The sequence below is a fragment of the Stappia sp. BW2 genome (assembly GCF_008107695.1).
Classification (GTDB): Bacteria; Pseudomonadota; Alphaproteobacteria; order Rhizobiales; family Stappiaceae; genus Roseibium.
In genome coordinates this window covers 481,728-504,425 of sequence record NZ_VIRG01000070.1, presented here as the reverse complement: position 1 = coordinate 504,425, position 22,698 = coordinate 481,728, and the positions used below count along the sequence as shown (strand labels likewise).

Annotated in this window: 21 protein-coding genes; 16 read left to right on the top strand and 5 right to left on the bottom strand. The window is 59.7% G+C overall.

Annotation, left to right across the window (positions count from 1 at the left end):
• Nucleotides 1-5: 5 nt before the first annotated feature.
• On the bottom strand, nucleotides 6-1,727 hold the full coding sequence (gene ade / locus FMN63_RS21270; protein WP_148586156.1) for an adenine deaminase: 1,722 nt from the start codon (nucleotides 1,725-1,727) through the stop codon (nucleotides 6-8).
• A 365-nt stretch (nucleotides 1,728-2,092) separates the two neighbouring features.
• Here ade and FMN63_RS21265 point away from each other — a divergent pair, with 365 nt between their 5' ends.
• The 8 genes from FMN63_RS21265 to eda all read left to right on the top strand — a co-directional run bounded on the left by FMN63_RS21265 (nucleotide 2,093) and on the right by eda (nucleotide 12,999).
• Nucleotides 2,093-3,415 carry an ROK family transcriptional regulator gene (locus tag FMN63_RS21265; protein ID WP_148586155.1) on the top strand — a complete coding sequence of 441 codons (1,323 nt, stop codon included), beginning with the start codon at nucleotides 2,093-2,095 and terminating at the stop codon, nucleotides 3,413-3,415.
• Between the two features lie 24 nt (nucleotides 3,416-3,439).
• Nucleotides 3,440-4,456 (top strand): sugar ABC transporter substrate-binding protein, encoded by a 1,017-nt coding sequence (locus FMN63_RS21260; RefSeq protein ID WP_148586154.1) that lies wholly within the window; start codon nucleotides 3,440-3,442, stop codon nucleotides 4,454-4,456.
• Nucleotides 4,457-4,538: 82 nt separating this feature from the next.
• Nucleotides 4,539-5,621, top strand: coding sequence for an ABC transporter permease (locus tag FMN63_RS21255; RefSeq protein ID WP_148586153.1), 1,083 nt, complete (start codon nucleotides 4,539-4,541; stop codon nucleotides 5,619-5,621).
• Nucleotides 5,597-6,394, top strand: coding sequence for an ATP-binding cassette domain-containing protein (locus tag FMN63_RS21250; protein WP_209001260.1), 798 nt, complete (start codon nucleotides 5,597-5,599; stop codon nucleotides 6,392-6,394). The genes FMN63_RS21255 and FMN63_RS21250 overlap by 25 nt, the downstream gene beginning before the upstream one ends.
• Before the next feature lie 1,381 nt (nucleotides 6,395-7,775).
• Nucleotides 7,776-8,723 (top strand): carbohydrate kinase family protein, encoded by a 948-nt coding sequence (locus tag FMN63_RS21245; protein WP_148586152.1) that lies wholly within the window; start codon nucleotides 7,776-7,778, stop codon nucleotides 8,721-8,723.
• Between the two features lie 97 nt (nucleotides 8,724-8,820).
• Complete coding sequence (zwf, locus tag FMN63_RS21240; protein WP_148586151.1) at nucleotides 8,821-10,296, top strand: glucose-6-phosphate dehydrogenase; 1,476 nt, start codon at nucleotides 8,821-8,823, stop codon at nucleotides 10,294-10,296.
• 141 nt (nucleotides 10,297-10,437) lie between these two features.
• Entirely contained in the window at nucleotides 10,438-12,258 is a 1,821-nt protein-coding gene (gene edd, locus FMN63_RS21235; RefSeq protein ID WP_148586150.1) for a phosphogluconate dehydratase, read from the top strand.
• 102 nt (nucleotides 12,259-12,360) lie between these two features.
• Complete coding sequence (gene eda, locus FMN63_RS21230; protein WP_148586149.1) at nucleotides 12,361-12,999, top strand: bifunctional 4-hydroxy-2-oxoglutarate aldolase/2-dehydro-3-deoxy-phosphogluconate aldolase; 639 nt, start codon at nucleotides 12,361-12,363, stop codon at nucleotides 12,997-12,999.
• An 80-nt stretch (nucleotides 13,000-13,079) separates the two neighbouring features.
• Here the strand turns inward: eda and FMN63_RS21225 are convergent, their stop codons facing one another.
• The 3 genes from FMN63_RS21225 to FMN63_RS21215 form a co-directional block, all read right to left on the bottom strand.
• On the bottom strand, nucleotides 13,080-13,277 hold the full coding sequence (locus FMN63_RS21225; RefSeq protein WP_148586148.1) for a CsbD family protein: 198 nt from the start codon (nucleotides 13,275-13,277) through the stop codon (nucleotides 13,080-13,082).
• 206 nt (nucleotides 13,278-13,483) lie between these two features.
• Nucleotides 13,484-14,335 (bottom strand): PRC-barrel domain-containing protein, encoded by an 852-nt coding sequence (locus tag FMN63_RS21220; RefSeq protein WP_209001259.1) that lies wholly within the window; start codon nucleotides 14,333-14,335, stop codon nucleotides 13,484-13,486.
• Nucleotides 14,336-14,628: 293 nt separating this feature from the next.
• The gene (locus tag FMN63_RS21215; protein WP_209001258.1) at nucleotides 14,629-15,240 is read right to left on the bottom strand and encodes a hypothetical protein; all 612 of its coding nucleotides are present in this window, start codon (nucleotides 15,238-15,240) and stop codon (nucleotides 14,629-14,631) included.
• Nucleotides 15,241-15,476: 236 nt separating this feature from the next.
• Here FMN63_RS21215 and FMN63_RS21210 point away from each other — a divergent pair, with 236 nt between their 5' ends.
• From FMN63_RS21210 to FMN63_RS21185, 6 genes are all read left to right on the top strand, one after another.
• Complete coding sequence (locus FMN63_RS21210; RefSeq protein WP_148586147.1) at nucleotides 15,477-16,268, top strand: delta-class carbonic anhydrase; 792 nt, start codon at nucleotides 15,477-15,479, stop codon at nucleotides 16,266-16,268.
• Nucleotides 16,269-16,417: 149 nt separating this feature from the next.
• Entirely contained in the window at nucleotides 16,418-18,040 is a 1,623-nt protein-coding gene (gene pgi, locus FMN63_RS21205) for a glucose-6-phosphate isomerase (protein ID WP_148586146.1), read from the top strand.
• Nucleotides 18,041-18,272: 232 nt separating this feature from the next.
• Complete coding sequence (locus FMN63_RS21200) at nucleotides 18,273-18,542, top strand: YMGG-like glycine zipper-containing protein (protein ID WP_148586145.1); 270 nt, start codon at nucleotides 18,273-18,275, stop codon at nucleotides 18,540-18,542.
• 50 nt (nucleotides 18,543-18,592) lie between these two features.
• A complete protein-coding gene (locus FMN63_RS21195) occupies nucleotides 18,593-18,862 on the top strand; it encodes a YMGG-like glycine zipper-containing protein (protein WP_006932811.1) in 270 nt (89 codons plus the stop codon).
• Between the two features lie 43 nt (nucleotides 18,863-18,905).
• Entirely contained in the window at nucleotides 18,906-19,175 is a 270-nt protein-coding gene (locus FMN63_RS21190) for a YMGG-like glycine zipper-containing protein (RefSeq protein ID WP_148586144.1), read from the top strand.
• Nucleotides 19,176-19,367: 192 nt separating this feature from the next.
• Nucleotides 19,368-19,640, top strand: a complete 273-nt coding sequence (locus FMN63_RS21185; protein WP_148586143.1) for a YMGG-like glycine zipper-containing protein — start codon at nucleotides 19,368-19,370, stop codon at nucleotides 19,638-19,640.
• Nucleotides 19,641-19,842: 202 nt separating this feature from the next.
• Here the strand turns inward: FMN63_RS21185 and ald are convergent, their stop codons facing one another.
• The gene (gene ald, locus FMN63_RS21180; RefSeq protein ID WP_148586142.1) at nucleotides 19,843-20,982 is read right to left on the bottom strand and encodes an alanine dehydrogenase; all 1,140 of its coding nucleotides are present in this window, start codon (nucleotides 20,980-20,982) and stop codon (nucleotides 19,843-19,845) included.
• Nucleotides 20,983-21,164: 182 nt separating this feature from the next.
• Between ald and FMN63_RS21175 the strand changes: the two genes are divergently transcribed.
• Together FMN63_RS21175 and FMN63_RS21170 are read left to right on the top strand one after the other, a co-directional pair.
• Nucleotides 21,165-21,635, top strand: coding sequence for an Lrp/AsnC family transcriptional regulator (locus tag FMN63_RS21175; RefSeq protein ID WP_148586141.1), 471 nt, complete (start codon nucleotides 21,165-21,167; stop codon nucleotides 21,633-21,635).
• Between the two features lie 133 nt (nucleotides 21,636-21,768).
• Complete coding sequence (locus FMN63_RS21170; protein WP_148586140.1) at nucleotides 21,769-22,659, top strand: SMP-30/gluconolactonase/LRE family protein; 891 nt, start codon at nucleotides 21,769-21,771, stop codon at nucleotides 22,657-22,659.
• The last annotated feature ends 39 nt before the right edge of the window (nucleotides 22,660-22,698 follow it).

Below are 22,698 nucleotides of genomic sequence, written 5' to 3'. Positions count from 1 at the left end.
GCGCATCAACTCCCCTGATCGATCAGTTCAAACTTGTTGACATCGAAGACGCCAAAATCGGTGATCTTCAGATGCGGAATGACCGGCAACGGCAGGAAGGCGACCTGAAGGAACGGTTCGGCCAGCGTACAACCGAGATCCTTGGCGGCGGCGCGCAGGTGCTCCAGCTCCTCCTTCACCGTTTCGAATGGTTCAATGCTCATCAGTCCAGCCAGCGGCAGAGCGAGTTCGGCCTTCACCCCGCCCTTGTCGGCAACGGCAAATCCGCCCTTCATGGCGATCACCCGGTTGACCGCGTGCGCCATGGCTTCCTCGTCCGCGCCAACCACGCAGATGTTGTGGCTGTCATGGCCGACGGACGAGGCAATTGCGCCCTGTTTCATGCCGAAACCATTGACGAACCCGAGGCCGATATTGCCCGTGCCCTTGTGCCGCTCGACGACGGCGACCTTCAGCACATCCTGGTCAAGATCGGCCAGCGTCTTGCCGCCGGTCACAGGCAGGGTGCGCTTCAGGTGTTCGGTAATGATCCTGCCTGGCACCACACCGATGACATCGGCTTCGCTGTTGCGTGCCGGAACGTCGAACTTTGACGCGGAGACCTCGCCGACATGCACGCTGTCGAGGCCAACCGGCGGGACGATGGTTCTTTTTGCAAAGGCTTCGTCCGTCGCCTGAACGCCGCCGCAGATCACCTGCGCCACGCGGCAATCGGCGAAGTCGCTCAACAGCGCGATGTCTGCGCGCTTGCCCGGCGCGATCACGCCCTTGTCTTTCAGGCCGAAGGCATTGGCCGCCGACCAGCTAGCCGCACGGTAGGCATCAAGAGGCCGGATGCCCTTCGCGATCAGGCGGCGGATCATGCTGTCCAGATGCCCTTCTTCGGCGATATCGAGCGGATTGCGGTCGTCCGTGCACAGCGCGACAAAGGCCGAAACATCCGGTGTCAGGATCGGGGACAGCGCTTCCAGATCCTTGGAGACGGACCCTTCGCGCATCAGGATCGTCATGCCCTTGGCGAGCTTTTCCAGCGCCTCCTCGGCGGAGGTCGCCTCATGGTCGGTTCGGATGCCTGCCGCCAGATAACCATTGAGGCCGATGCCCTGAAGCAGAGGCGCATGGCCATCGATATGGCCGTCCTGAAAGGCGGCAAGCTTTGCCAGCACCTTGGGATCGCGCGCAAGCACACCTGGAAAATTCATGAATTCCGCAAGGCCAATCACACTTGGATGATCGCGGAACGGCAGCAGGTCCTCGATCTCCAGACAGGCTCCTGCGGTTTCGAAAGCCGTTGCCGGAACGCAGGACGACAGGTTGACCCTGAGGTCCATCACCGTTTCCAGCGAACTGTCCAGAAAATAGCGGATCCCTTCGGCACCGAGCACATTCGCGATTTCATGCGGATCACAAATGGCGGTGGTGACACCGTGCGGCAGCACGCAGCGGTCAAACTCGAACGGTGTGACCAGAGACGATTCCACATGAAGATGGGTGTCGATGAAGCCGGGAACGGCGGTCAGTCCGCTGCCGTCGATGGTTTCCGCGGCTTCATACTGCCCATGTGTGCCGACAATCCTGTCACCGACGATCGCAATATCCGTTTCGACCGTAGATCCGTCGACAACGCTGAACAGGCTGACATTTTTTATAACCAGATCGGCGGGGCGCTCTCCCGCTCCAGCGGCAATTGCCCGTTCCAGAAAGGCTTCGTCATGTGTGGCCGGCATGTTTTGTCTCCGATTCTCGTCCCTTCACGACAATACGGATGTTGAAAGCTCCGGCAACGATTTCGCGAAGCTGTGGTAGGATGACCCCGCACGAAAGAAGGGAAAGCCAATGGCGATCCGTCGCCCACGCACAACATGGCAACAAAAACTGCCGTAACGGGACTTTCCGCAAATTCGGCGCCGGGGCAGGCCAGAATTTTTCGTGTTACTGCGCAGTAACTTACCGCGCCACAATACGGAAAATGTGCACTGCAAAACCAAATAGCGATTGACAGCAACGTCAATTGAACAAATAATTTCACCACACTTATTTATTACGATGCCGCCCATCAAGAGCAGGCAGTTCCTGGGGAGGAGCAAGACTGGTGGATGAGACGCACAAAAGTGGTCGTGGTTCGAATTCCGCGCAATTGCGCCGGTATAACGAGCGCATCGTACTTCAGATCCTTCGGCGTGCCGGCGAAGCATCCAAGGCGGAACTCGCCCGGGCGGTGCAACTGACCAATGCGGCCATTGGTGCCATCATCCAGAATCTCATCGAGGAAGGGCTGATCGTGGAAGCGGGCAAGCGCCACGATGGCAGTCGCGGACAACCGGCGACCATCCTCCGGCTCGCCCCGCGCGGCGCCTATTCCTTCGGAGTGCGTCTGGACCGTACCAACATGGAAACGGTGCTGATGGATTTTTCCGGCCAGCTGATCGGACGCCGGCTGCACGACATGATCCTGCCAGCTCCGGAGCAGGCCCTGGAAATCCTCAAGGAAGATCTGGACATCCTGCGCCAGAACCTGAGCAAGGAAGACCAGTCCCGCATCACCGGCATCGGCCTGGCGCAGCCCTTCAACCTGGGCGCCTGGCTGCACGAACTCGGTCTGCCTGAGGCCGACTTCGTGAAGTGGGAAGATTTCGATCTTGCCGAAGCGCTTGAACAGGTCAGCGACCTGCCAGTGTTCAGCGAGAACGACGGCACCGCGGCAGCAGTGGCCGAGCTCTTTTACGGGCTCGGCAGGCAAAACGACAATTTCGTTTATCTGTTCCTCGGACCGGCCATCGGCGGCGGCCTGATCCTGAAAGGGGATGTCGTCCGGGGCGTTTCCGGCAATGCCGGCGACGTCGCGATGATCCCTGTTCCGCCCAGCACGCTGTCCACCGCTCCGAAGGCACGCAACACCTGGGATCTGCTCTTGACGCGCGCCTCACTGGTGGCTCTCGCCCGGCACATGTCGCCAACGGATTTCTCGAAACTCAATCGCTCCGAAATTCAGCACGCAGTGGAAACCGGCGACCCGAAATACACCGAATGGCTGAAAGACTGTGCCGAAGCGGTCGCCCTCGCCCTGCGTTCGGCCTACGCCCTTCTGGATGTTCCACTGATCGTTATCGACAGTGACCTCGGCGGTCCCTTCCCGGAAAACTTCCGTACCGCGCTGAGCGAGGCCGTCGAAAAGGCCGCGCCGGAAAAGCGACTGTCACCCGACATCGAAATCGGCAGCTTTGGCCACGACGCCGGCGCTATTGGCGCAGCCAGCCTGCCGCAATTCTTCAATTTCTCGCCCAGGGCAGCGATCCTGACCGGCGGGAAAGACACCGGCCCCGCCGGGGCAGGCAGCTCGGAAGATCGAGCCAGCTTTCCGGCACGGGCAGCACGGTTGGGGTCACATCTGGCCACACCCAACCGTTCAACTTGAATAGGCCAGGGAGGAAAAACGCAAATGATCCGCAAACTACTCGCGACCGGTTCCGTTCTCGCTGCCATGGCTGCCGCTCCGGCAGCAGCCGCAGATGTCTCGGCCTGCCTGATCACCAAGACGGACACCAACCCGTTCTTCGTGAAAATGAAGGAAGGTGCCACAGCCAAGGCCGAGGAACTCGGCATTGAACTGAAGTCCTTCGCCGGCAAGGTCGACGGCGATCACGAAACCCAGGTGGCCGCCATCGAAACCTGCATTGCCGACGGCGCCAAGGGCATCCTGCTGACCGCATCCGACACGTCTTCCATCGTGCCGGCTGTCAAGCAGGCCCGCGACGCCGGCCTTCTGGTGATTGCCCTCGATACGCCGCTCGACCCGATCGACGCAGCTGACGCAACCTTCGCCACCGACAACTTCAAGGCTGGCGAGCTGATCGGCGAGTGGGCTGCGGCAAGCCTGGGTGACAAGGCAGCCGATGCCAAGATCGCCATGCTCGACCTCGGCATCAGCCAGCCGACTGTCGGCGTGCTGCGTGACCAGGGCTTCCTGCAGGGCTTCGGCATCGATCTGGTCGATCCGAACAAATGGGGCGACGAAACCGATCCGCGCATCGTTGGCAACGACGTGACCGCTGGCAACGAGGAAGGCGGCCGCAAGGCCATGGAAAACCTGCTCGCCAAGGATCCGATGGTCAACGTGGTCTACACGATCAACGAACCGGCAGCGGCTGGCGCTTACGAGGCGCTGAAGTCCATCGGCCGTGAAAACGACGTGCTGATCGTGTCTGTCGACGGTGGCTGCCCAGGCGTTCAGAACGTCAAGGACGGCGTCATTGGGGCAACCTCGCAGCAGTATCCGCTGCTGATGGCATCCCTCGGCATCGAGGCCATCAAGGCCTGGGCCGACAACGGCACCAAGCCGAAGCCGACCGAGGGCAAGGATTTCTTCGACACCGGCGTCGCTCTCGTGACCGACAAGCCGGTTGAAGGGGTCGACTCCATCGACACCGCAAAGGGCATGGATCTCTGCTGGGGCTAACGCATCTCCAGACAAGTCCGAAAAGGGGCATGGGCAACCTTGCCCCTTTTTTCAAAACCGGCGTACAGAAGGTTAAACGGGCATGACCTTAGAAAGCAAAACGGCAAAGGGGCCGGCGGATTACGAATCCGCAGTAGCCTCCGCACCGCAGGCTGTCGCCTCATTCGATGACCAACGTCATGGGATCGGGCATAAAATCCAGCACACGTTGCACCAGACCCCATCTCTGGTTCCGCTGATCGTTCTGGTAATCTCGCTTGTCGTTTTCGGGCTTCTCCTCGGATCGAAACTGTTCTCCCCCTTCGCGCTGACGCTGATCCTGCAGCAGGTCCAGATCGTCGGCATCGTGGCGGCAGCGCAGAGCATCGTCATCCTGACCGCAGGCATCGACCTGTCAGTCGGCGCCATCATGGTGTTGTCCTCCGTCGTCATGGGACAATTCACCTTTCGCTACGGCCTGCCGGTGGAGGTCTCCATCGTCTGCGGCCTGATCTGCGGCACGTTGTGCGGCTATATCAACGGGTTCCTTGTCGCCGTCGTCAAGCTGCCGCCCTTCATTGTGACGCTCGGCATGTGGCAGATCGTGCTTGCCACCAACTTCCTCTATTCGGCAAACGAAACCATTCGTTCCCAGGAAATATCCGAAGTCGCTCCGCTGCTTCAGTTCTTCGGCAACAAGGTCAATATCGGCGGTGCCATTTTCACCTATGGCGTCATCTTCATGGTGGTCCTGGTAATGGTTCTGGCCTATGCGCTGCGACAGACGGCCTGGGGCCGGCATGTCTATGCCGTCGGCGACGATCCGGAGGCGGCACAGCTTTCGGGCGTGCAGGTCAAGAAGGTGCTGATATCGGTCTATATGTTGACCGGCCTCATCTGCGCCTTTGCCGGCTGGGCCATGATCGGCCGCATCGGGTCGGTCTCTCCGACCACCGGTCAGCTGGCCAACATCGAATCCATCACGGCTGTGGTGATTGGCGGCATCTCGCTCTTCGGGGGGCGCGGCTCTGTTCTCGGCACCCTGTTCGGTGCGCTCATCGTCGGCGTCTTCACGCTCAGCCTGCGCCTGCTCGGCGCGGATGCCCAGTGGACCTATCTGCTGATCGGCATTCTCATCATCGGTGCGGTCGCGATCGACCAATGGATCAGAAAGGTATCTGTGTGATGGAACCTGTCCTGCAAGCACGTAAACTAGTCAAGCGCTACGGCCGTGTCGTGGCCATGGACCGGGCCGATTTCGAACTCTATCCCGGCGAGATCCTCGCCGTGATCGGGGACAACGGTGCCGGCAAGTCCACCCTGATCAAGGCGCTCAGTGGCGCGGTTCAACCGGACGGAGGAGAAATCCTGCTCGATGGCAAGCCCGTTCACTTCTCCTCGCCCATCGACGCCCGCGAAGCGGGGATCGAGACCGTCTACCAGACCCTGGCCATGTCCCCTGCCCTGTCGATCACCGACAACATGTTCATGGGTCGCGAGCTGAAGAAACCCGGCTTCCGAGGCACCGTTCTGCGCCAGCTGGACCGCAAGAAGATGGAAGAGATCGCCCGCGAAAAGCTGAACGAACTGGGGCTTCTGACCATTCAGAACATCAACCAGGCCGTCGAGACCCTTTCCGGCGGCCAGCGCCAGGGGGTTGCGGTGGCCCGGGCGGCCGCCTTCGGATCCAAGGTCGTGATCATGGACGAACCGACCGCGGCCCTCGGGGTGAAGGAAAGCCGGCGCGTTCTGGAACTGATCAAGGATGTTAGGTCAAGGGGGTTGCCCATCGTGCTGATCAGTCACAACATGCCCCATGTATTCGAGGTCGCCGACCGCATCCACATCCATCGGCTGGGCAGCCGTGCCTGTGTGATCAAACCGTCGGACTTTTCCATGTCCGATGCGGTGGCGATCATGACCGGAGCCATGGACCCGCCGGACAGCATGGCGGCCTAGTCTCCGAAAGCAAACCGGAGGCACCTTCATCCAGGTGCCTCACACCCCCAACCTCATCCTGAGGAGAACCGGCAGGTTCGTTTCAAAGGATGGGCGGCAAATTCGGAGCTCTTGGCCCATCCTTCGAGACGGGCCGTGGGCCCTCCTCAGGATGAGGGAGCGGTTTCACGAGCCGCGGCCTGATCGCAGAAGACACATTCGACAAGCGCTGATGTAAGGTGCTCGTTGAAACAAATAGAGGCGCCAACAACACCTTCATCCGGCACCTCACACCCACAACCTCATCCTGAGGAGAACCGGCAGGTTCGTCTCGAAGGATGGGCGGCAAATTCGGAGCCTGTGGCCCATCCTTCGAGACGGGCCATGGGCCCTCCTCAGGATGAGGGAGCGGTTTGATGAGCCGCGGCCTGATCGCAGAAGACACATTCGACAAGCGCTGATGTAGGGTGCTCGTTGAAACAAAATGAGGCGCCAACAACACCTTCATCCGGCGCCTCACACCCACTCCCTCATCCTGAGGAGAACCGGCAGGTTCGTCTCGAAGGATGGGCGGCAAATTCGGAGCTCTTGGCCCATCCTTCGAGACGGGCCGTGGGCCCTCCTCAGGATGAGGGAGCGGTTTCACGAGCCGCGGCCTGATAGCAGAAGACACATTCGACAAGCGCTGATGTAAGGTGCTCGTTGAAACAAATAGAGGCGCCAACAACACCTTCATCCGGCGCCTCACACCCACAACCTCATCCTGAGGAGAACCGGCAGGTTCGTTTCAAAGGATGGGCGGCAAATTCGGAGCTCTTGGCCCATCCTTCGAGACGGGCCGTGGGCCCTCCTCAGGATGAGGGAGCGGTTTCACGAGCCGCGGCCTGATCGCAGAAGACACATTCGACAAGCACTGATGGTGGGTGCTCATTGAAACAAATAGAGGCGCCAACAACACCTTCATCCGACACCTCGCACCCACAACCTCATCCTGAGGAGAACCGGCAGGTTCGTCTCGAAGGATGGGCGGCAAATTCGGAGCCCATGGCCCATCCTTCGAGACGGGCCATAGGCCCTCCTCAGGATGAGGGAGTGGTTTGATGAGCCGCTGTTGAGACACATTCCATAAACGCCATTGGCAGAGGCTCATTGGAAACAATAAGGTATCAGAAGGTATCTGGTTTAAAACCCACCCAGTCACAACCTCATCCTGAGGAGAACCGACAGGTTCATCTCGAAGGATGGGCGGCAAATTCAGGGCCCTGGTCCATCCTGCAAGACGGGCCACGAGCCCTCCTTTAGATGAGGTGGTGGTGTGACGAGCCGCTGCCGGGAAATGAGAGACAATCACGAACCCGCCGTTGGGGCGGCTCCTGACAAACGACGAAAGACCGGAACATATATGTTTTTGATTTGCGGTGAAGCATTGTTCGATCTCTTTGGCGAAGCCGGTTCAGGCGACAGTGTTTCTTTCGATGCCCGTATCGGCGGCTCGCCCTTCAACGTGGCCATGGGGCTGGCGCGTCTTGAAGAGGACGCCGGCTTTTTTGGTGGCATATCGAGGGATGCACTTGGCGAACGCCTGGTCCAGAAACTCCGCAGTGAAGGCGTATCGGAGCGCTATATCCTGCGGACCGACTACCTGACCACGCTGAGCCTCGTCCAGAAGGACGAACATGGGTCTCCTGCCTATACATTTTACGGCGAAAATGCCGCCGATCGCATGGTGACCACCGACGATCTGCCGGACTTCAACGAGCCGCCGCTGTTTCTGCACATCGGATCCTACACAGCGCTCGTGGAACCGGTTTCGGCCGCATTCAAGGCATTGATCGAGCGCGAGCGGGCTCAAACGCTGATCTCCTTCGACCCGAACATCCGCCCCACCGTTGTGCCGGACATGGCACTCTGGCGCCGCAACACCGAGAGCCTCGTTCCGTTGACGGACGTGGTCAAAGTGTCCGACGAAGATCTGGCGCTCATCGCTCCGGGCGAAGCCGTCGAGACCATTGCCCGGTCCTGGCTCGCAATGGGCGCCTCGCTGGTGATCGTTACCCGTGGCGGCGACGGTGCGACCGCATTTTCCAAAGGCATTGAAGTCAGCCGTCCGGGCATCAAGGTTGCGGTTGAAGACACGGTCGGCGCGGGCGACACCTTCCAGGCAGCCCTCCTGGCCGGACTGAAACATCTTGGTGCAACCAGCCGCGACACGCTTGCGAACCTTGACGCCGGTCAGCTAAATCGTCTTCTTGATTTCGCCGTCGGAGCTGCGGCCATAACCTGCTCCCGGCGCGGAGCCGATCTGCCGCGCAGGAGCGAGCTGCAAAAAGAGTGGTCGGCCCTCAAATGAGGGGCTGACAAGAGAATTAAATCGATTTAAAACGCAGACGAAAACGGTTTAGGCCAAAGCGGCCCAACGAACTGGCAGTTGTGAGAAGGGATGTTTTATGGCGGTACGCGTCATTGAAGTTGAAGAATTCGACCTCGTCGTTTTCGGAGCCTCCGGAGACCTCGCCCATCGCAAGCTTCTGCCTGCACTTTACCACCGTGATGCGGATGGCCAGATGCCGGAAAACGCCCGGATCATCTGCAGCGCACGGCGGGACTATTCGGATGACGATTATCGCGACTACGCCAAGGCGGCGCTCGAAGAACACGTCAAGGATCTGGAAGACGAGCATCTGCAGCAGTTCCTGAAGCGACTGCGCTACGTCAAGATCGACATCGCAACGGGTGACGGTTTTGAGGACCTGAGAACCGTCCTGGACGAACGCCCCGAGGTCATCCGCGCCTTCTATCTTGCTGTCGGTCCGGACCTGTTCGGCACGATCTGTGAAAACCTCGGCCGTGTCGGCGTGGTCAACGACCATTCCCGCGTCGTCATGGAGAAGCCCATCGGCAAGGACGGCCAGTCCGCCAGAGCACTCAACGACACCGTCGGTGCCGTCTTCAACGAAGACCAGATTTTCCGTATCGACCACTATCTCGGCAAGGAGACGGTGCAGAACCTGATGGCTCTGCGCTTTGCCAATGCCCTGTTCGAGCCTCTTTGGAACGCGGCCCACATCGACCATGTCCAGATCACCGTGGCCGAGTCGCTGGGCACCGGGGGACGCGCGGGCTACTACGACACGGCTGGCGCCTTGCGTGACATGGTTCAGAACCACATCCTGCAGCTGCTTTGCCTGGTGGCAATGGAGCCGCCGGAATCCATGAACGCCGACAGCGTGCGCGACGAAAAGCTGAAGGTTCTGAAGGCGCTTGCGCCGATTGAGGAGCAGAGCATCGACAAGCTGACCGTGCGCGGTCAATACCGTGCGGGCGCTTCCGCCGGCGGCGCGGTTCCAGGTTATCTGGAAGAGCTCGGCAACTCGGAGAGCCGCACGGAAACCTTCGTTGCCCTGAAGGCGGAAATCGCCAACTGGCGGTGGGCGAACGTGCCTTTTTATCTCCGCACCGGCAAGCGCCTCGCGCAGCGGGTATCGGAGATTGTTGTCCAGTTTCGCCCGATCCCGCATTCGATCTTCGATGTGGAAGCCGGCGCCATCACCGCCAATCGGTTGATCATCCGCCTGCAGCCGGATGAAGGCGTGCAGATGCAGATCATGATCAAGGACCCTGGCCCCGGCGGCATGCGTCTGCGCCAGGTTCCGCTCGACATGAGCTTTGCGGAAGCCTTCAAGGTTCGGAACCCGGATGCTTACGAGCGCCTGATCATGGACGTGATCCGTGGCAACCAGACCCTGTTCATGCGCCGCGACGAAGTCGACGCCGCCTGGGCCTGGATTGACCCGATCCAGGCCGCATGGGCGGCCTCCAAGGATACGCCGAAAGGTTACACCGCCGGCACCTGGGGCCCGTCCGCCTCCATCGCGCTGGTGGAGCGCGACGGTCGCACCTGGGCTGAAGACGACAGCAACTAAATACCTCTCGCGCAAGGCCCGGCCTTGCGCGTTTCCGGCCTCCTAAATCGATTAGTGAGCGGCAGACATGGCGCGGATGCCCTATGTTACCGGACGTAGACCCAGCCAGGCCGCGGCGCGGCTAGCAAAGGATTTGAAACAATGACCATCCAGGATCGCATTGGCGACGTCACCGAACGGATCGTCAAACGCAGTCACGACAGCCGCTCGACGTATCTGGACCGTATCGGCAAGGCCGCCGAAAAGGGCCCACAGCGCTCGCGCCTGTCCTGCGGCAACCTTGCACACGGCTTTGCCGCCTGCGGCCTGTCCGACAAAAAGGCTCTTTCCGGCGACGTGGTGCCGAACCTCGGCATCATCACCTCCTACAACGACATGCTGTCGGCCCATCAACCCTATGAAACCTACCCGGCTTTGATCCGCGATGCGGCCCATGACATTGGCGCGGTCGCGCAGGTGGCCGGTGGTGTTCCGGCCATGTGTGACGGTGTCACCCAGGGCCAGGACGGTATGGAGCTGTCTCTGTTTTCCCGCGATGTGATCGCCATGGCCGCCGCCGTCGGTCTGTCGCACCAGATGTTCGATGCCGCGGTCTTTCTCGGCATCTGCGACAAGATCGTTCCCGGCCTTGCGATTGCCGCCCTCTCCTTCGGCCATCTGCCAGCCGTGTTCGTGCCGGCTGGCCCCATGCCCACTGGCATCTCCAACGACGAGAAGTCGAAGATCCGGCAGCTCTATGCGGAAGGCAAGGTCGGCCGCGACGCACTGCTGGAAAGCGAGTCCCGCGCCTATCATTCCCCGGGCACCTGCACCTTCTACGGCACCGCCAATTCCAATCAGATGCTGATGGAGATCATGGGCCTTCATATGCCGGGCGCCTCCTTCGTCAATCCGGGTACGCCCCTGCGTGACGCCCTGACCAGGGAAGCCGCCAAGCGCGCCATCGCAATTTCCGCCCTCGGCAACGAATTCACCCCGGCAGGGGAAGTCATCAGCGAAAAGGCGATCGTCAACGGCGTCGTCGGCCTTCACGCGACTGGCGGCTCCACCAACCACACCATGCATCTGGTGGCTATTGCAGCGGCTGCCGGCATCAAGCTGACCTGGGACGATATCTCCGACCTCTCCGACGTCGTGCCGCTTCTGGCCCGCGTCTATCCGAACGGCAAGGCCGACGTGAACCACTTTCAGGCCGCTGGCGGTCTGGCCTTCCTGATCCGCGAACTGCTGGGCGAAGGCTACTTGCACCAGGATGTGAAGACGGTCTACGGCACCGATCTTTCCGGTTACACCGTGGAAGCCAAACTCGACGCCGACGGCAATGTGCGCCGAGAGGAAGTTCCCGAAAAATCCGGGGACGAGACGGTGCTGGCGCCCGTCTCCAAGGCCTTCCAGCCGACTGGCGGGCTGAAGATGCTTACCGGCAACATGGGCAAGGCCGTCATCAAGATTTCGGCGGTCGCCAGGGAACGCCACATCATCGAGGCCCCTGCCCGCGTCTTCCACGACCAGAACGATTTCCTGACCGCGTTCAACAACAAGGAACTGACCGGCGATGTTGCGGCCGTGGTCCGGTTCCAGGGCCCGAAGGCCATCGGCATGCCGGAGTTGCACAAGCTGACGCCCTGCCTCGGAATTCTGCAGGACCGCGGCCACAAGGTCGCCCTGATCACCGATGGCCGCATGTCCGGTGCGTCCGGCAAGGTGCCGGCGGCGATCCACGTGACCCCGGAAGCAGCTGCCGGAGGCCCCATCGCCAAAATCCGCGATGGCGACATGATCCGCGTCGATGCCGTCTCCGGAAAACTGGAAGTGCTGGTCGATGAAGCCGAATTCAACGCCCGCCCGCTGGCCGAGGCCGATCTGAGCCAGAGCCAGTTCGGCACCGGACGCGATCTCTTCGCTGCTTTCCGCGGGGCCGTCGGCACAGCCGACACCGGGGCGCATGTGTTCGGCGACTAAGGATCAGACCTGGCCGGCCAGGTAAATTTGGAACGACAGATTTTGCCATTTGCGCCGACGAGGTTCGGTGCAGGGCGACAAGAAAGAGATTTTGGAGGCGACATGGCCCAGGACATTGAAAAGATCGAAAAGATAATGTGCGCGGCGCCGGTGATCCCGGTGCTGATCGTGGAAGACCCGAAGAAGGCCGTTCCCATGGCTGAAGCGCTCGTGCGCGGCGGCCTTCCGGCCATCGAGATCACGCTGCGTACAGCCCATGCCCTGGAAGCGATCAACGCGGTCAACGAGCACGTGGAAGGTGCGATTGTCGGTGCCGGCACTGTGCTGGACGGCAAGCAATATGATGCCGCCGTTTCTGCCGGAGCCCGCTTCATCGTCTCGCCCGGCGCGACCGCAAACCTGCTGGATGCCGCTGACCAGCACAGCGTGCCGCTGCTTCCAGGTGCCGCGACCGCTTCGGAAGTCATGTTCCTGCTGGAACGTGGCTATGAGCGGCTGAAATTCTTCCCGGCTGAACAGGCAGGGGGGGCGTCTTATCTCAAGTCCCTGTCCTCACCCCTGGCCGTAGCCAAGTTCTGCCCCACCGGCGGCGTCAGCCTCGACAAGGCTCCGGACTATCTGAAACTGCCGAATGTTCTATGCGTTGGCGGTTCCTGGATTGCGGATGCCAAGGCAATTGCAGCGGATGACTGGTCCGGCATCGAAGCGCGCGCAAAGGCGGCAGCGGCGCTCGGGGTCTGAGCTGTAAGCCACCAAACGCCAGTTACAAACGAAAAGAGCCGGGCGACGGATCGCCCGGCTCTTTTTCATCTGTTTGACGATTAGTGGCGGCTTGCCCACTCATCGACTTCACGCTCGGCTTCTTCGCGTGTCTTGCCGTAGGCTTCCTGGACCTTGCCGGCGAGCTGATCGCGGTTGCCTTCAATCCGGTCCAGATCGTCATCGGTAAGTTTGCCCCACTGTTCCTGAGCCTTACCTTTAACCTGTTTCCAATTGCCTTTGATGATATCCCAGTTCATGTCGTGTCTCCTTTAATGAGCCGCCGGTCAAATGGGTTCCACTCGCTCCGGTCGGGTGTTGTGGGGCTGCGAGGTTTCAAGGTTCCGGAAGTGGTACGAACCAGCTTTCCAGAAACACACACGCATCTGCCCCAGTCAGGAAATCGCCCTTGAGGACGATTGTTCTGACTGTCTGAGCGCATCGCCCAGACAGTCAGGCGTTAGAATTATTGATCCGCTTTGTAAGTCGGCTGCTTTTCAAGCTGTTCCTTGGTGGCCCCTACGTAGATACGCAGGTCGTCACCGCCATCTTCACGGATGATCTGCAACTCATCGAACGTCATGGCCACCGGCTTTTCGCCAATCCCAAGGAAGCCGCCGATATCAAGAACCACCTTCTTGATCTGACCGTCTTCGGAAATGATGAGCTGGTCGACTTCACCAATGTCCTCATCATTTGCATCGTAGACATTTGCGTCCTGCAGATCTTCTGCCGTCAGCTCGGAAACCTTTGCTTCCTTGTAGCCATCGCGATGGACGTCTGCACGCGGCAGCATCGGACGACTTGCTGCACTGCCTTCGGCGTTGGAATCAGCCATCTTGGTGGCTTCCGAAGGCTCGTTCGCACGGTTCGGATTTTCATAAGCCTCGGCGCTGGTCAGAACATCCTTGTTGGCGTTGACCACCAGGAAGAAACTGTCCGCATCATCCTGCTCGCGGACGACTTTCAGCTGGTCCATCGGCAGAGCGATGTCCTTCTCGCCGATTCCAAGGAAGCCGCCGACACCGAGAACGACTGCCTTCACAGAGCCGTCGAAGCCGAGGATGACATCATCGACTTCGCCGATGTCGTCCCAGTCTTTTTCCTCATCGGTCCGAGCCTGATAATTCTCGTTGAACCGGTCGTAGTCCTTCTCAACGGAGTAGATACGCATACCGATCAGGTCAGAAGCGAGAATATCGTTGGTAGTAGCAGCATCCGTATACTTGTAGGTCTGCAAGTCTTTTACTTGCTGTGCTGCGCAAATTGATGTTGTCAGCATCAAGGACATAGCCGTAGCGGTGATAATCCGTTTCATGATATTATATCCTCTCACATTTTTTTCTATTCCAACAACATCAGTATTCCTGTTGATGGTGCGGTTACTGTGAGAACAACCGAACAAGAAAGAAGTTCCGATCAAAAACACTATTTTTTGAAAAATCGAACGTCGCCACTGCCAGCGCGGGCGGATTTCGGAAAGAGCTTCCAGACAGCCAGCGCTCACGCTACGGCCGCTACCTGCCGTTCTGGATGTCCGCACCGAAGTGCTGTCATTTGTGAGGGAAACGGGATCGATAAGGACTGATGCGAGGACGCCCTGACCAAAGATCAGGCGTCCTGATGCTCTTCGGCGTCCATTTCCGGCACGTCGTCGTCGCTATCGACGTCCTTATCATCCTGTTCGAGCGTCCTGTCCCAAAGAAGACGCAAACCGGCCGAGGTATCGTTGCGCCAGGCAAATTCGGCAACGACCGACCTGTCGAATTTCTTCATCGTCAGCAACACTTCCTCGGGAAGTGAGGTCAGCCCCTTGGCGGTTACCCGGCAACCGTTCTTGCCTGCATCGACAATCGTACCACTGATTTCCGTAATGCCTTCGAAGTCGGCGATCTGGACCGGAATACTGACGTTATTCCGCTTCTCCCGGCGTTTGTCCGAGACGGACTTTTCATTCTTGGAAAAAACAACAGCGGCGTCATTGCCTTTCACAGACGTGACATGAGCCTTCACCAGTTTGTTGCCATCCTTCGGCCGGACGCCGATACTTTTATAAAGTTCGCCGACGTCCGGCGAGGTCAGCCGGAATCCCCATTCGCTGACATTTGACACAACTGCATTGATCACCGACAGGTTGTCAAAATCGACCACGAGGACTTCTTCCTCGGCACCCGGTTGCTCGAGCAGATGGGACAAACCATGTAATTTGTTCTCGTCACTCATAGATTTGATTTACCTAAAGGAAACTTTCGCTTTTCTTAAAATAGGGTCAGATCTACCTGAATTCGTCGCTGTTTTCCGCCGTATTCGGAAATAGTCGCTTTCATCACCTCGACAATATGAGCAATTTTTCCAATTGGCGGGCACACCAAAAGCGCGCTTAGGTAACGAAAGCCCATTTTCAGATTCTTTTTCCATGGGCCCCTCCACCTGCCTTTCCCCTCACCCAGGAGTTTTCCATGGCAAATCGTATCGGACTGGCAATTGCGGCTGCCGCAAGCATCGGTTTCCTGTCGCAAGCACATGCTGAAGAGCTGTGTCAGGGCTTTGGCCCGCAAACACCGCGCGACATTTCACAGACCGCCGGGCTGAACACCGCCTCGGTCTCAATTGCCCCGCCCGCCGCTCAATTGAACCTGTGCAACATCCACACGCACACCAACGCCGAACACAAGGGCCCTGACTTCACGGTCTTTGCCGGCGATGGCGAACATGGCGGCTATCAGTGCAACGCAACCGCAGAGCTGACTGAAGCCGAGCTCAAACAACCTGCGAGTTCAACCTTCAAAGACGTGAAGCCTGGAGACACGATTGAAGTTCACTGGGTCTATACATCCTGCAACGCCACGCCCGGCAAAGGCCTCGGGTCCTGCCTGAGCGATGCCTGCGCCAACCCGCAGCTTCGGGTCGAAGCACAGGTGTTCCTGGTGGTGAACGATCCGAATGCCCTCAATTTTCTCGACTTCGGCTACGACGGCAACATCGTGAATGGCCTGCACCAACCCAAGGCTCTGCCGGAGGGAACAGGCACCCCCGTCACCTTTATCGGATCGACAACTGGCCCCAGCTATACGCAGTCGGTCTGTTCCCCGCTCCAGGTGACCTGGAGCGTGCATCCGCAATGCGCCAAGCTGGATATCAACTCTCTCAATGCCTGGGCGGAGCAAGGCAATGTCTTCGAGGAAGACCATTCCCACGGCGTCCGCCAACTGGTCACCGCGCCTGAATTGCTGGCCCCGATCACCAACTGACCCGCCTTCCGCCGCCGGCAACCTCGTCTGCGTTTCCGGCGGCGTCCTTCCCGGAATTTCCTCTCCCGCAAAATGGATGGGTATGCTAATGGATGCCCTGCGCAACGGGCGCGTACCCGACCCGCTAAATCGATTTAAGAGGATTGTTCATGGCGCTAGAAGCAGCATTTGAGGCTCTCAACCGGCACGCGGAACAATTGAAGGGAACATCTCTTCGGCAACTCTTTGCCGCCAATCCCGACCGGTTCGACACCTTCTCCGCCAGAACGGACGACCTGTTGCTCGACTACTCCAAATCCCGGATCGACGCCAAGGCTCTAGAGCTGCTGCTCGGCCTGGCCGATGCCGCAGATGTGGAAGGCAGACGTGCGGCCATGTTTGCCGGCGACAAGATCAACGGCACCGAAAAGCGGGCCGTTTTGCACACAGCACTGCGCAACCAGTCCGACCAGCCGGTCCTGGTCGATGGTGCCGATGTGATGCCTGACGTGCGGGCGGTCCTGGACGCCATGGCCGATTTTGCCGAAGCGGTCCGCTCCGGCGACCTGACCTCCTCCACCGGAGATGCGTTCACCGATGTCGTCAACATCGGCATCGGCGGGTCCGATCTCGGACCGGTCATGACGACGATTGCCCTGAGCCCCTATCATGACGGCCCGGAGCTGCACTACGTGTCGAACGTGGACGGCGCTCACATAGCCGACACTCTGGAAAAGCTCGACCCGGCCACGACGCTGATCATCGTCGCGTCGAAGACATTCACCACCATCGAAACCATGACCAACGCGCAGACCGCGCGTAAATGGATCGCCGGCGCACTGGGAGAAGATGCAGTCGGAGACCACTTTGCCGCTGTTTCGACCGCCCTCGACAAGGTCGCAGCCTTCGGCATCGACGAGAGCCGCGTCTTCGGTTTCTGGGACTGGGTCGGCGGGCGTTATTCCGTCTGGTCCGCCATCGGCCTGCCGCTGATGATCGCCATCGGCCCGGATGCCTTCTCCGACTTCCTGTCCGGCGCCCACGCGATGGACATCCACTTCGCGGAAACCCCGCTTGATAAAAACCTGCCGGTGCTGATGGCATTGATCGGCGTCTGGAACCGCGACGTGCTGGGCTATTCCGCCCGCGCCGTGCTGCCCTACGACCAGCGCCTGTCGCGTTTGCCTGCATATCTGCAACAGCTCGACATGGAGTCGAACGGCAAGCGCGTGAAGCTGGATGGCAGCCCCGTGACACAGGAAACCGGCCCGCTGGTCTGGGGCGAACCCGGCACCAACGGCCAGCATGCGTTCTACCAGCTGCTGCATCAGGGCACGACTGTCATTCCCTGTGAATTTCTGATTGCAGCAAACGGCCATGAAGAAGACCTGAGGCACCATCACGACCTCCTGATCGCGAACTGTCTGGCCCAGTCCGAAGCCCTGATGCTGGGCCGGACGCTTGAAGAGGCAACGGCTCTCCTGAGCGCTTCCGGCATGGCTTCGAGCGAGGTCGACCGACTGGCGCCGCACAAGGTATTTCCGGGAGACCGGCCGTCGATAACCCTGGTCTATGACCAGCTCACGCCCTTCGCGCTCGGCCGCCTGATTGCCCTTTACGAACACCGTGTGTTCGTGGAAGGCGTCATCTGGGGCATTAATTCCTTTGACCAGTGGGGAGTGGAACTGGGCAAGGAACTGGCCACCGCGCTGCTTCCCATGGTCAAGGGTGAAATCTCCCCCGATTCCAAGGATGCATCTACAAAAGGCCTGCTCACCGCTTTGAAAAGCTGACGTGGGAACCTCTGCCTGGGTCAGGCGTTATCACGCGAGGGAACCTCGTCATAATTTTGCCCAAGCGGCCCTATCTGGTTCACATCGTTGAAGAACTCTTATTGCGATTCACGACAAAGAAGGGCCTGCTGTAGCAAACAGAGATTGCCCCAACGTGGAAAGCAGCTTAGGCTTAGCAAGATTTTATACGTTCGACCCGCTCTGGATGCGGACCGAAAGGGAGACTGATTTCATGAAAAAACTCGTTCTGCTTGCAGCAGTTGGCCTCGCCCTGGCGGGCTGCCAGTCCGATAGTCAGCGTGACCGCGCCCTTGTTGGCGGTGGCCTTGGCGCAGCAACGGGTGCAGCAATCGGCGCCGCCGCTACCGGTGATGTCGGCGGAGCACTGGTTGGTGGTGCAATCGGTGCCGCAGGCGGCGCTATCGTCGGCGGTGCAACGACACCGAAGAACTGCGTCGCTTACGACCGTTACGGCAATCCTTACCGGGTCGCTTGCCCGTAAGCGCAGGCGATCCTTTTTCGTTTCGGTAGTAGACCGTTGGGAAGAAAAGAATGAAGAAACTCCTTCTGATTGCTGCTTCGGCCGCGTTTCTGGCAGGTTGCCAGTCTGACAGTCAACGGGACCGCGCGCTTGTTGGCGGCGGTCTTGGTGCGGCCACAGGCGCCGTCATCGGTGCCGCCGCCGGTAACGGTGTCGGCCCGGCACTCGCCGGCGCGGCAATCGGTGCCGCAGGTGGTGCCATCGTCGGTTCTGCGACGACGCCCAAGAACTGCGTCGCCTACGACCGCTATGGCAATCCGTATCGCGTCGCCTGCCCCTGATCGCAACCGACCTGAAGCAATCAGGTCTTCACAGGTTTACGAAATGAAAAAGATCCTTCTGGTGGCCCTAGCGGCCGCTGCCCTTGCTGGCTGTAATTCCAACAGCCAGAGAGACCGGGCACTGGTTGGCGGCGGCCTGGGTGCTGCAACCGGCGCCATCGTCGGCGCGGCTGCCGGTGCCGGTGCCGCTCCGGTTCTTGCTGGTGCAGCCATTGGTGCCGCCGGTGGCGCTGTCATCGGTGCTGCGACCACGCCCAAGAACTGCGTGGCACGCGACCGGTATGGCAACACCTATCGAGTCGCCTGCCGGTAACTGCTCCATCTCCTGCTGTCCTTGCCGGACTGGAGCAACCAGAATTGACGACAGACACCGGGCGTGCCCCTGAAAATGGGGTACGCCCGTTTTGCGTTCAGGATCTGCCTTGGATAAACCCGTCTTGGTAAGAAACTGTTAACCATAGATCTCCACCCTTACCGAACGCATTTTTTCGCCAAGGGGTTCTGGATGAGATCTGTCCTTGCAGCCGCAAGTCTCGCCATTGTGCTGACAGGCTGCGCCAACACCGAAAGTCAACGGGACAGAATGCTGATCGGGGCAGGTCTCGGTGCTGCAACCGGCGCCACCATAGGTGCTGTTGCCGGTTCGACGGTGAACGCAACCATCGCCGGTGCCGCGCTCGGCGCCGTCGGCGGCGGTCTTATCGGCGTCGTCACCACCCCGCGCAACTGCATTGCCACGGACCAACAGGGCACGCCCTACAAGGTGCGCTGTCCTTAAGCAGCTTGTCCCAAGTGACGAACACGCCAGTCATGCTCCCCATCCCCAATGCGGGATCCTGGAGCCTATTGGGCGCCCCAATTTGTGCGGCGTGCCGGGTACTGGTCCTGCCCCCAACGCCTAAAACCAAGCCACCAATCTGAAAGCAAAAAGCCGGCCCAATGGACCGGCTTTTTTCATGTTCTGAAGCGAAGTGCCTCTATCAGGCTGCCGCGCTTTCCTTGGCCTGTTCAAGGGCGACCTTCGGATCGACATAGGCATAGCCGAGAGCGGTCGCGACCGCTTCGCAGGTAACCTGGCCGCCGATGACGTTGAGACCCGGCAGGAAGTACGGATCGTCGAGCAATGCCTTCTTCGCACCCTTGTCGGCCAGCGCCAGAGCGAACGGCAGGGTCGCGTTGTTGAGAGCATAGGTGGAGGTTTTCGGCACGGCGCCCGGCATGTTGGCGACGCAATAGTGAACGACCTCATCAATGATATAGGTCGGATCGGAATGCGTCGTTGCCTTGGACGTTTCGAAGCAACCGCCTTGGTCGATAGCGACATCCACGAGAACCGAACCCGGCTTCATGCGGCTGACCAGATCGCGAGACACCAGCTTCGGTGCGGCGGCACCGGCCACCAGAACGGCACCGATGACCATGTCGGCTTCCAGCACATGCTTTTCCAGCGCAGCACGAGTCGAATAAACGGTTTTCAAAGCCGGACCGAACGTCTGGGAAAGATTACCCAGAACAGTGGTCGACCGGTCGAGAACGGTGACATCCGCGCCCAGGCCAAGCGCCATGGTGATGGCGTGCGAGCCGACGACACCGCCGCCGATCACGACAACCTTGCCCGGCTCGACACCCGGCACGCCGCCGATAAGCGTACCGGAGCCACCCTGGGCCTTTTCCAGGGCCTTCGCACCGGCAATTACCGACAGCCGGCCGGCAACCTGGGACATCGGCACCAGAAGCGGCAGGCCGCCACGGGCATCGACAACGGTTTCATAAGCAATGCAGGTCGCACCGGATTTCACGAGATCGGCGGTCTGTTCCGCGTCCGGAGCCAGGTGCAGGTAAGTAAAGAGAATGTGGTCCGGACGCAGCATGGCACGCTCGACGGCCTGCGGTTCCTTGACCTTTACGATCATGTTCGCGGCATCGAAGACTTCCTTGGCGGTTGCCAGAATCTTCGCGCCTGCAGCTTCGTAGTCGGCATCGCTTGCGCCAATGCCAACGCCTGCGTTGGTTTCGACGACCACTTCGTGGCCATGGGCCACCATTTCATGGACGCTGTCCGGGGTCAGGCCGACCCGGTATTCATGATTCTTGATTTCTTTCGGTACACCAATGCGCATAACCCGTCTCCTCTGGAAGCATTATTGATTGGCGCGGATTTTACCGCTGATTTTGTCGAATGTGCTTGCGTTCCAGAGGGCCCCTGTTCAAATTTATGCAATATTCTTGCGTCAAATCATTTTATGATCAAATATTCTGCAATGTATTATCCAGAGGCCGGCAATATGTGCGGTGCAGCAAAATGAAACTCGACCGTCTCGATCAGAAAATCCTCAACGTGCTGCAAAGTGACGGCCGCATTGCCAATGCGGACCTGGCGGAAAAGGTGGGTCTGTCGCAGTCCGCCTGCTTGCGTCGCATGCGCGCACTGGAGGAAGCCGGCATCATCGAGAAATACGTTGCATTGCTGGATCAGAAGAAACTCGGCCGGCACATGGACATCTTCGTGGAAATCTCGCTCACCGGCCAATCCAAGGAGACACTGGAGAACTTCGAACGCGCCGTCGCCCGTTCCGGAGAGATCATGGAATGTTTCCTGATGGCTGGCGATGCCGACTATATCCTGCGTCTGTCGGCCCGCGACCCGATCGACTTCGAGCGCATCCACCGCGATCACCTTTCCCAACTTCCAGGCGTCCTCAGGATGAAATCTTCCTTCGCCATCCGGTCGATCGTCAGACGCACCGCGATTCCCCTGAACGGCGAAAATTGAACGCTCCTGCCCACCGGTCCACAGCCAAACCACCAGCATTTCTGCCATTGTTGCCAGTGTCTCGACGCCGCCAACGCTGGCGGGTATAGTCCGCATCCGTTTACGTGCCTGGATTTTCAAGGAACCCGCTCCGGTGGCCCATACGATCACCCGTTTTATCAATACGACTTACCAGCTTGCCGAATGTCCGACCTGGGACGACAGACTGAACCGCCTGCTCTGGGCGGACATCCAGGGCCGCTCCATCCAGTCCATGGATTGGGCCAGCCGCGAGATCACCACCTGGCATTTCGATAATGAGGTTGGCTCCTTCGGCCTGACTGACGATGACCGGCTGATCGTCAGCGTCTGGGATAAGATCCTCCTGTTCGACCCGCAAAGCGGTGCCAGCGAGGTTCTGGCCGAAGTGCAGGCGGACGAGCCGCGCACGCGTTTGAATGACGGTAAGGTCGGCCCGGACGGCGCCTTCTGGGTAGGCACCATGGACACCAGTTCCCCCCGTGAGCCGATTGCAGGCCTTTACCGGGTAGATGGAAGTGGCGAAGTGGCCGAGATCCGGGACGAGTTGCAGTGCTCCAACGGCCTCGCCTGGACGCCGGACGGCACCTATATGTACCACTCTGACACCTCCCCCGGCTGGATCGAATACTACGGTTTCGACCCGGAGACCGGCGCGCTTGGTTCGAAGATGCTTTTCGCACAGCAGACCAACGACACCGGCCGACCGGATGGCGCCACAGTCGACACTGAAGGCAATTACTGGAGCGCCGGCGTGTCCGCCGGTGTGCTCAACTGCTTTACCCCGGACGGAAACCTGCTTCATGCCATCAAGCTGCCGGTCGACAAGCCGACCATGCCCTGCTTCTGCGGGCCGGATCTCGACCACCTGATCGTCACCAGCATCAAGCAGCCTTCAGACCCGACGGCAATCGAGCCCGACACATTGTCCGGCGGCCTGTTCCTGGTCGAAGGCCACGGCAAGACCGGCCAGAAGCCCTACCGGTTCAAGACAGCACGCGACTGAGAAATCGCGGAGCGCTGTCACGAGGGACTGGCGGCATAC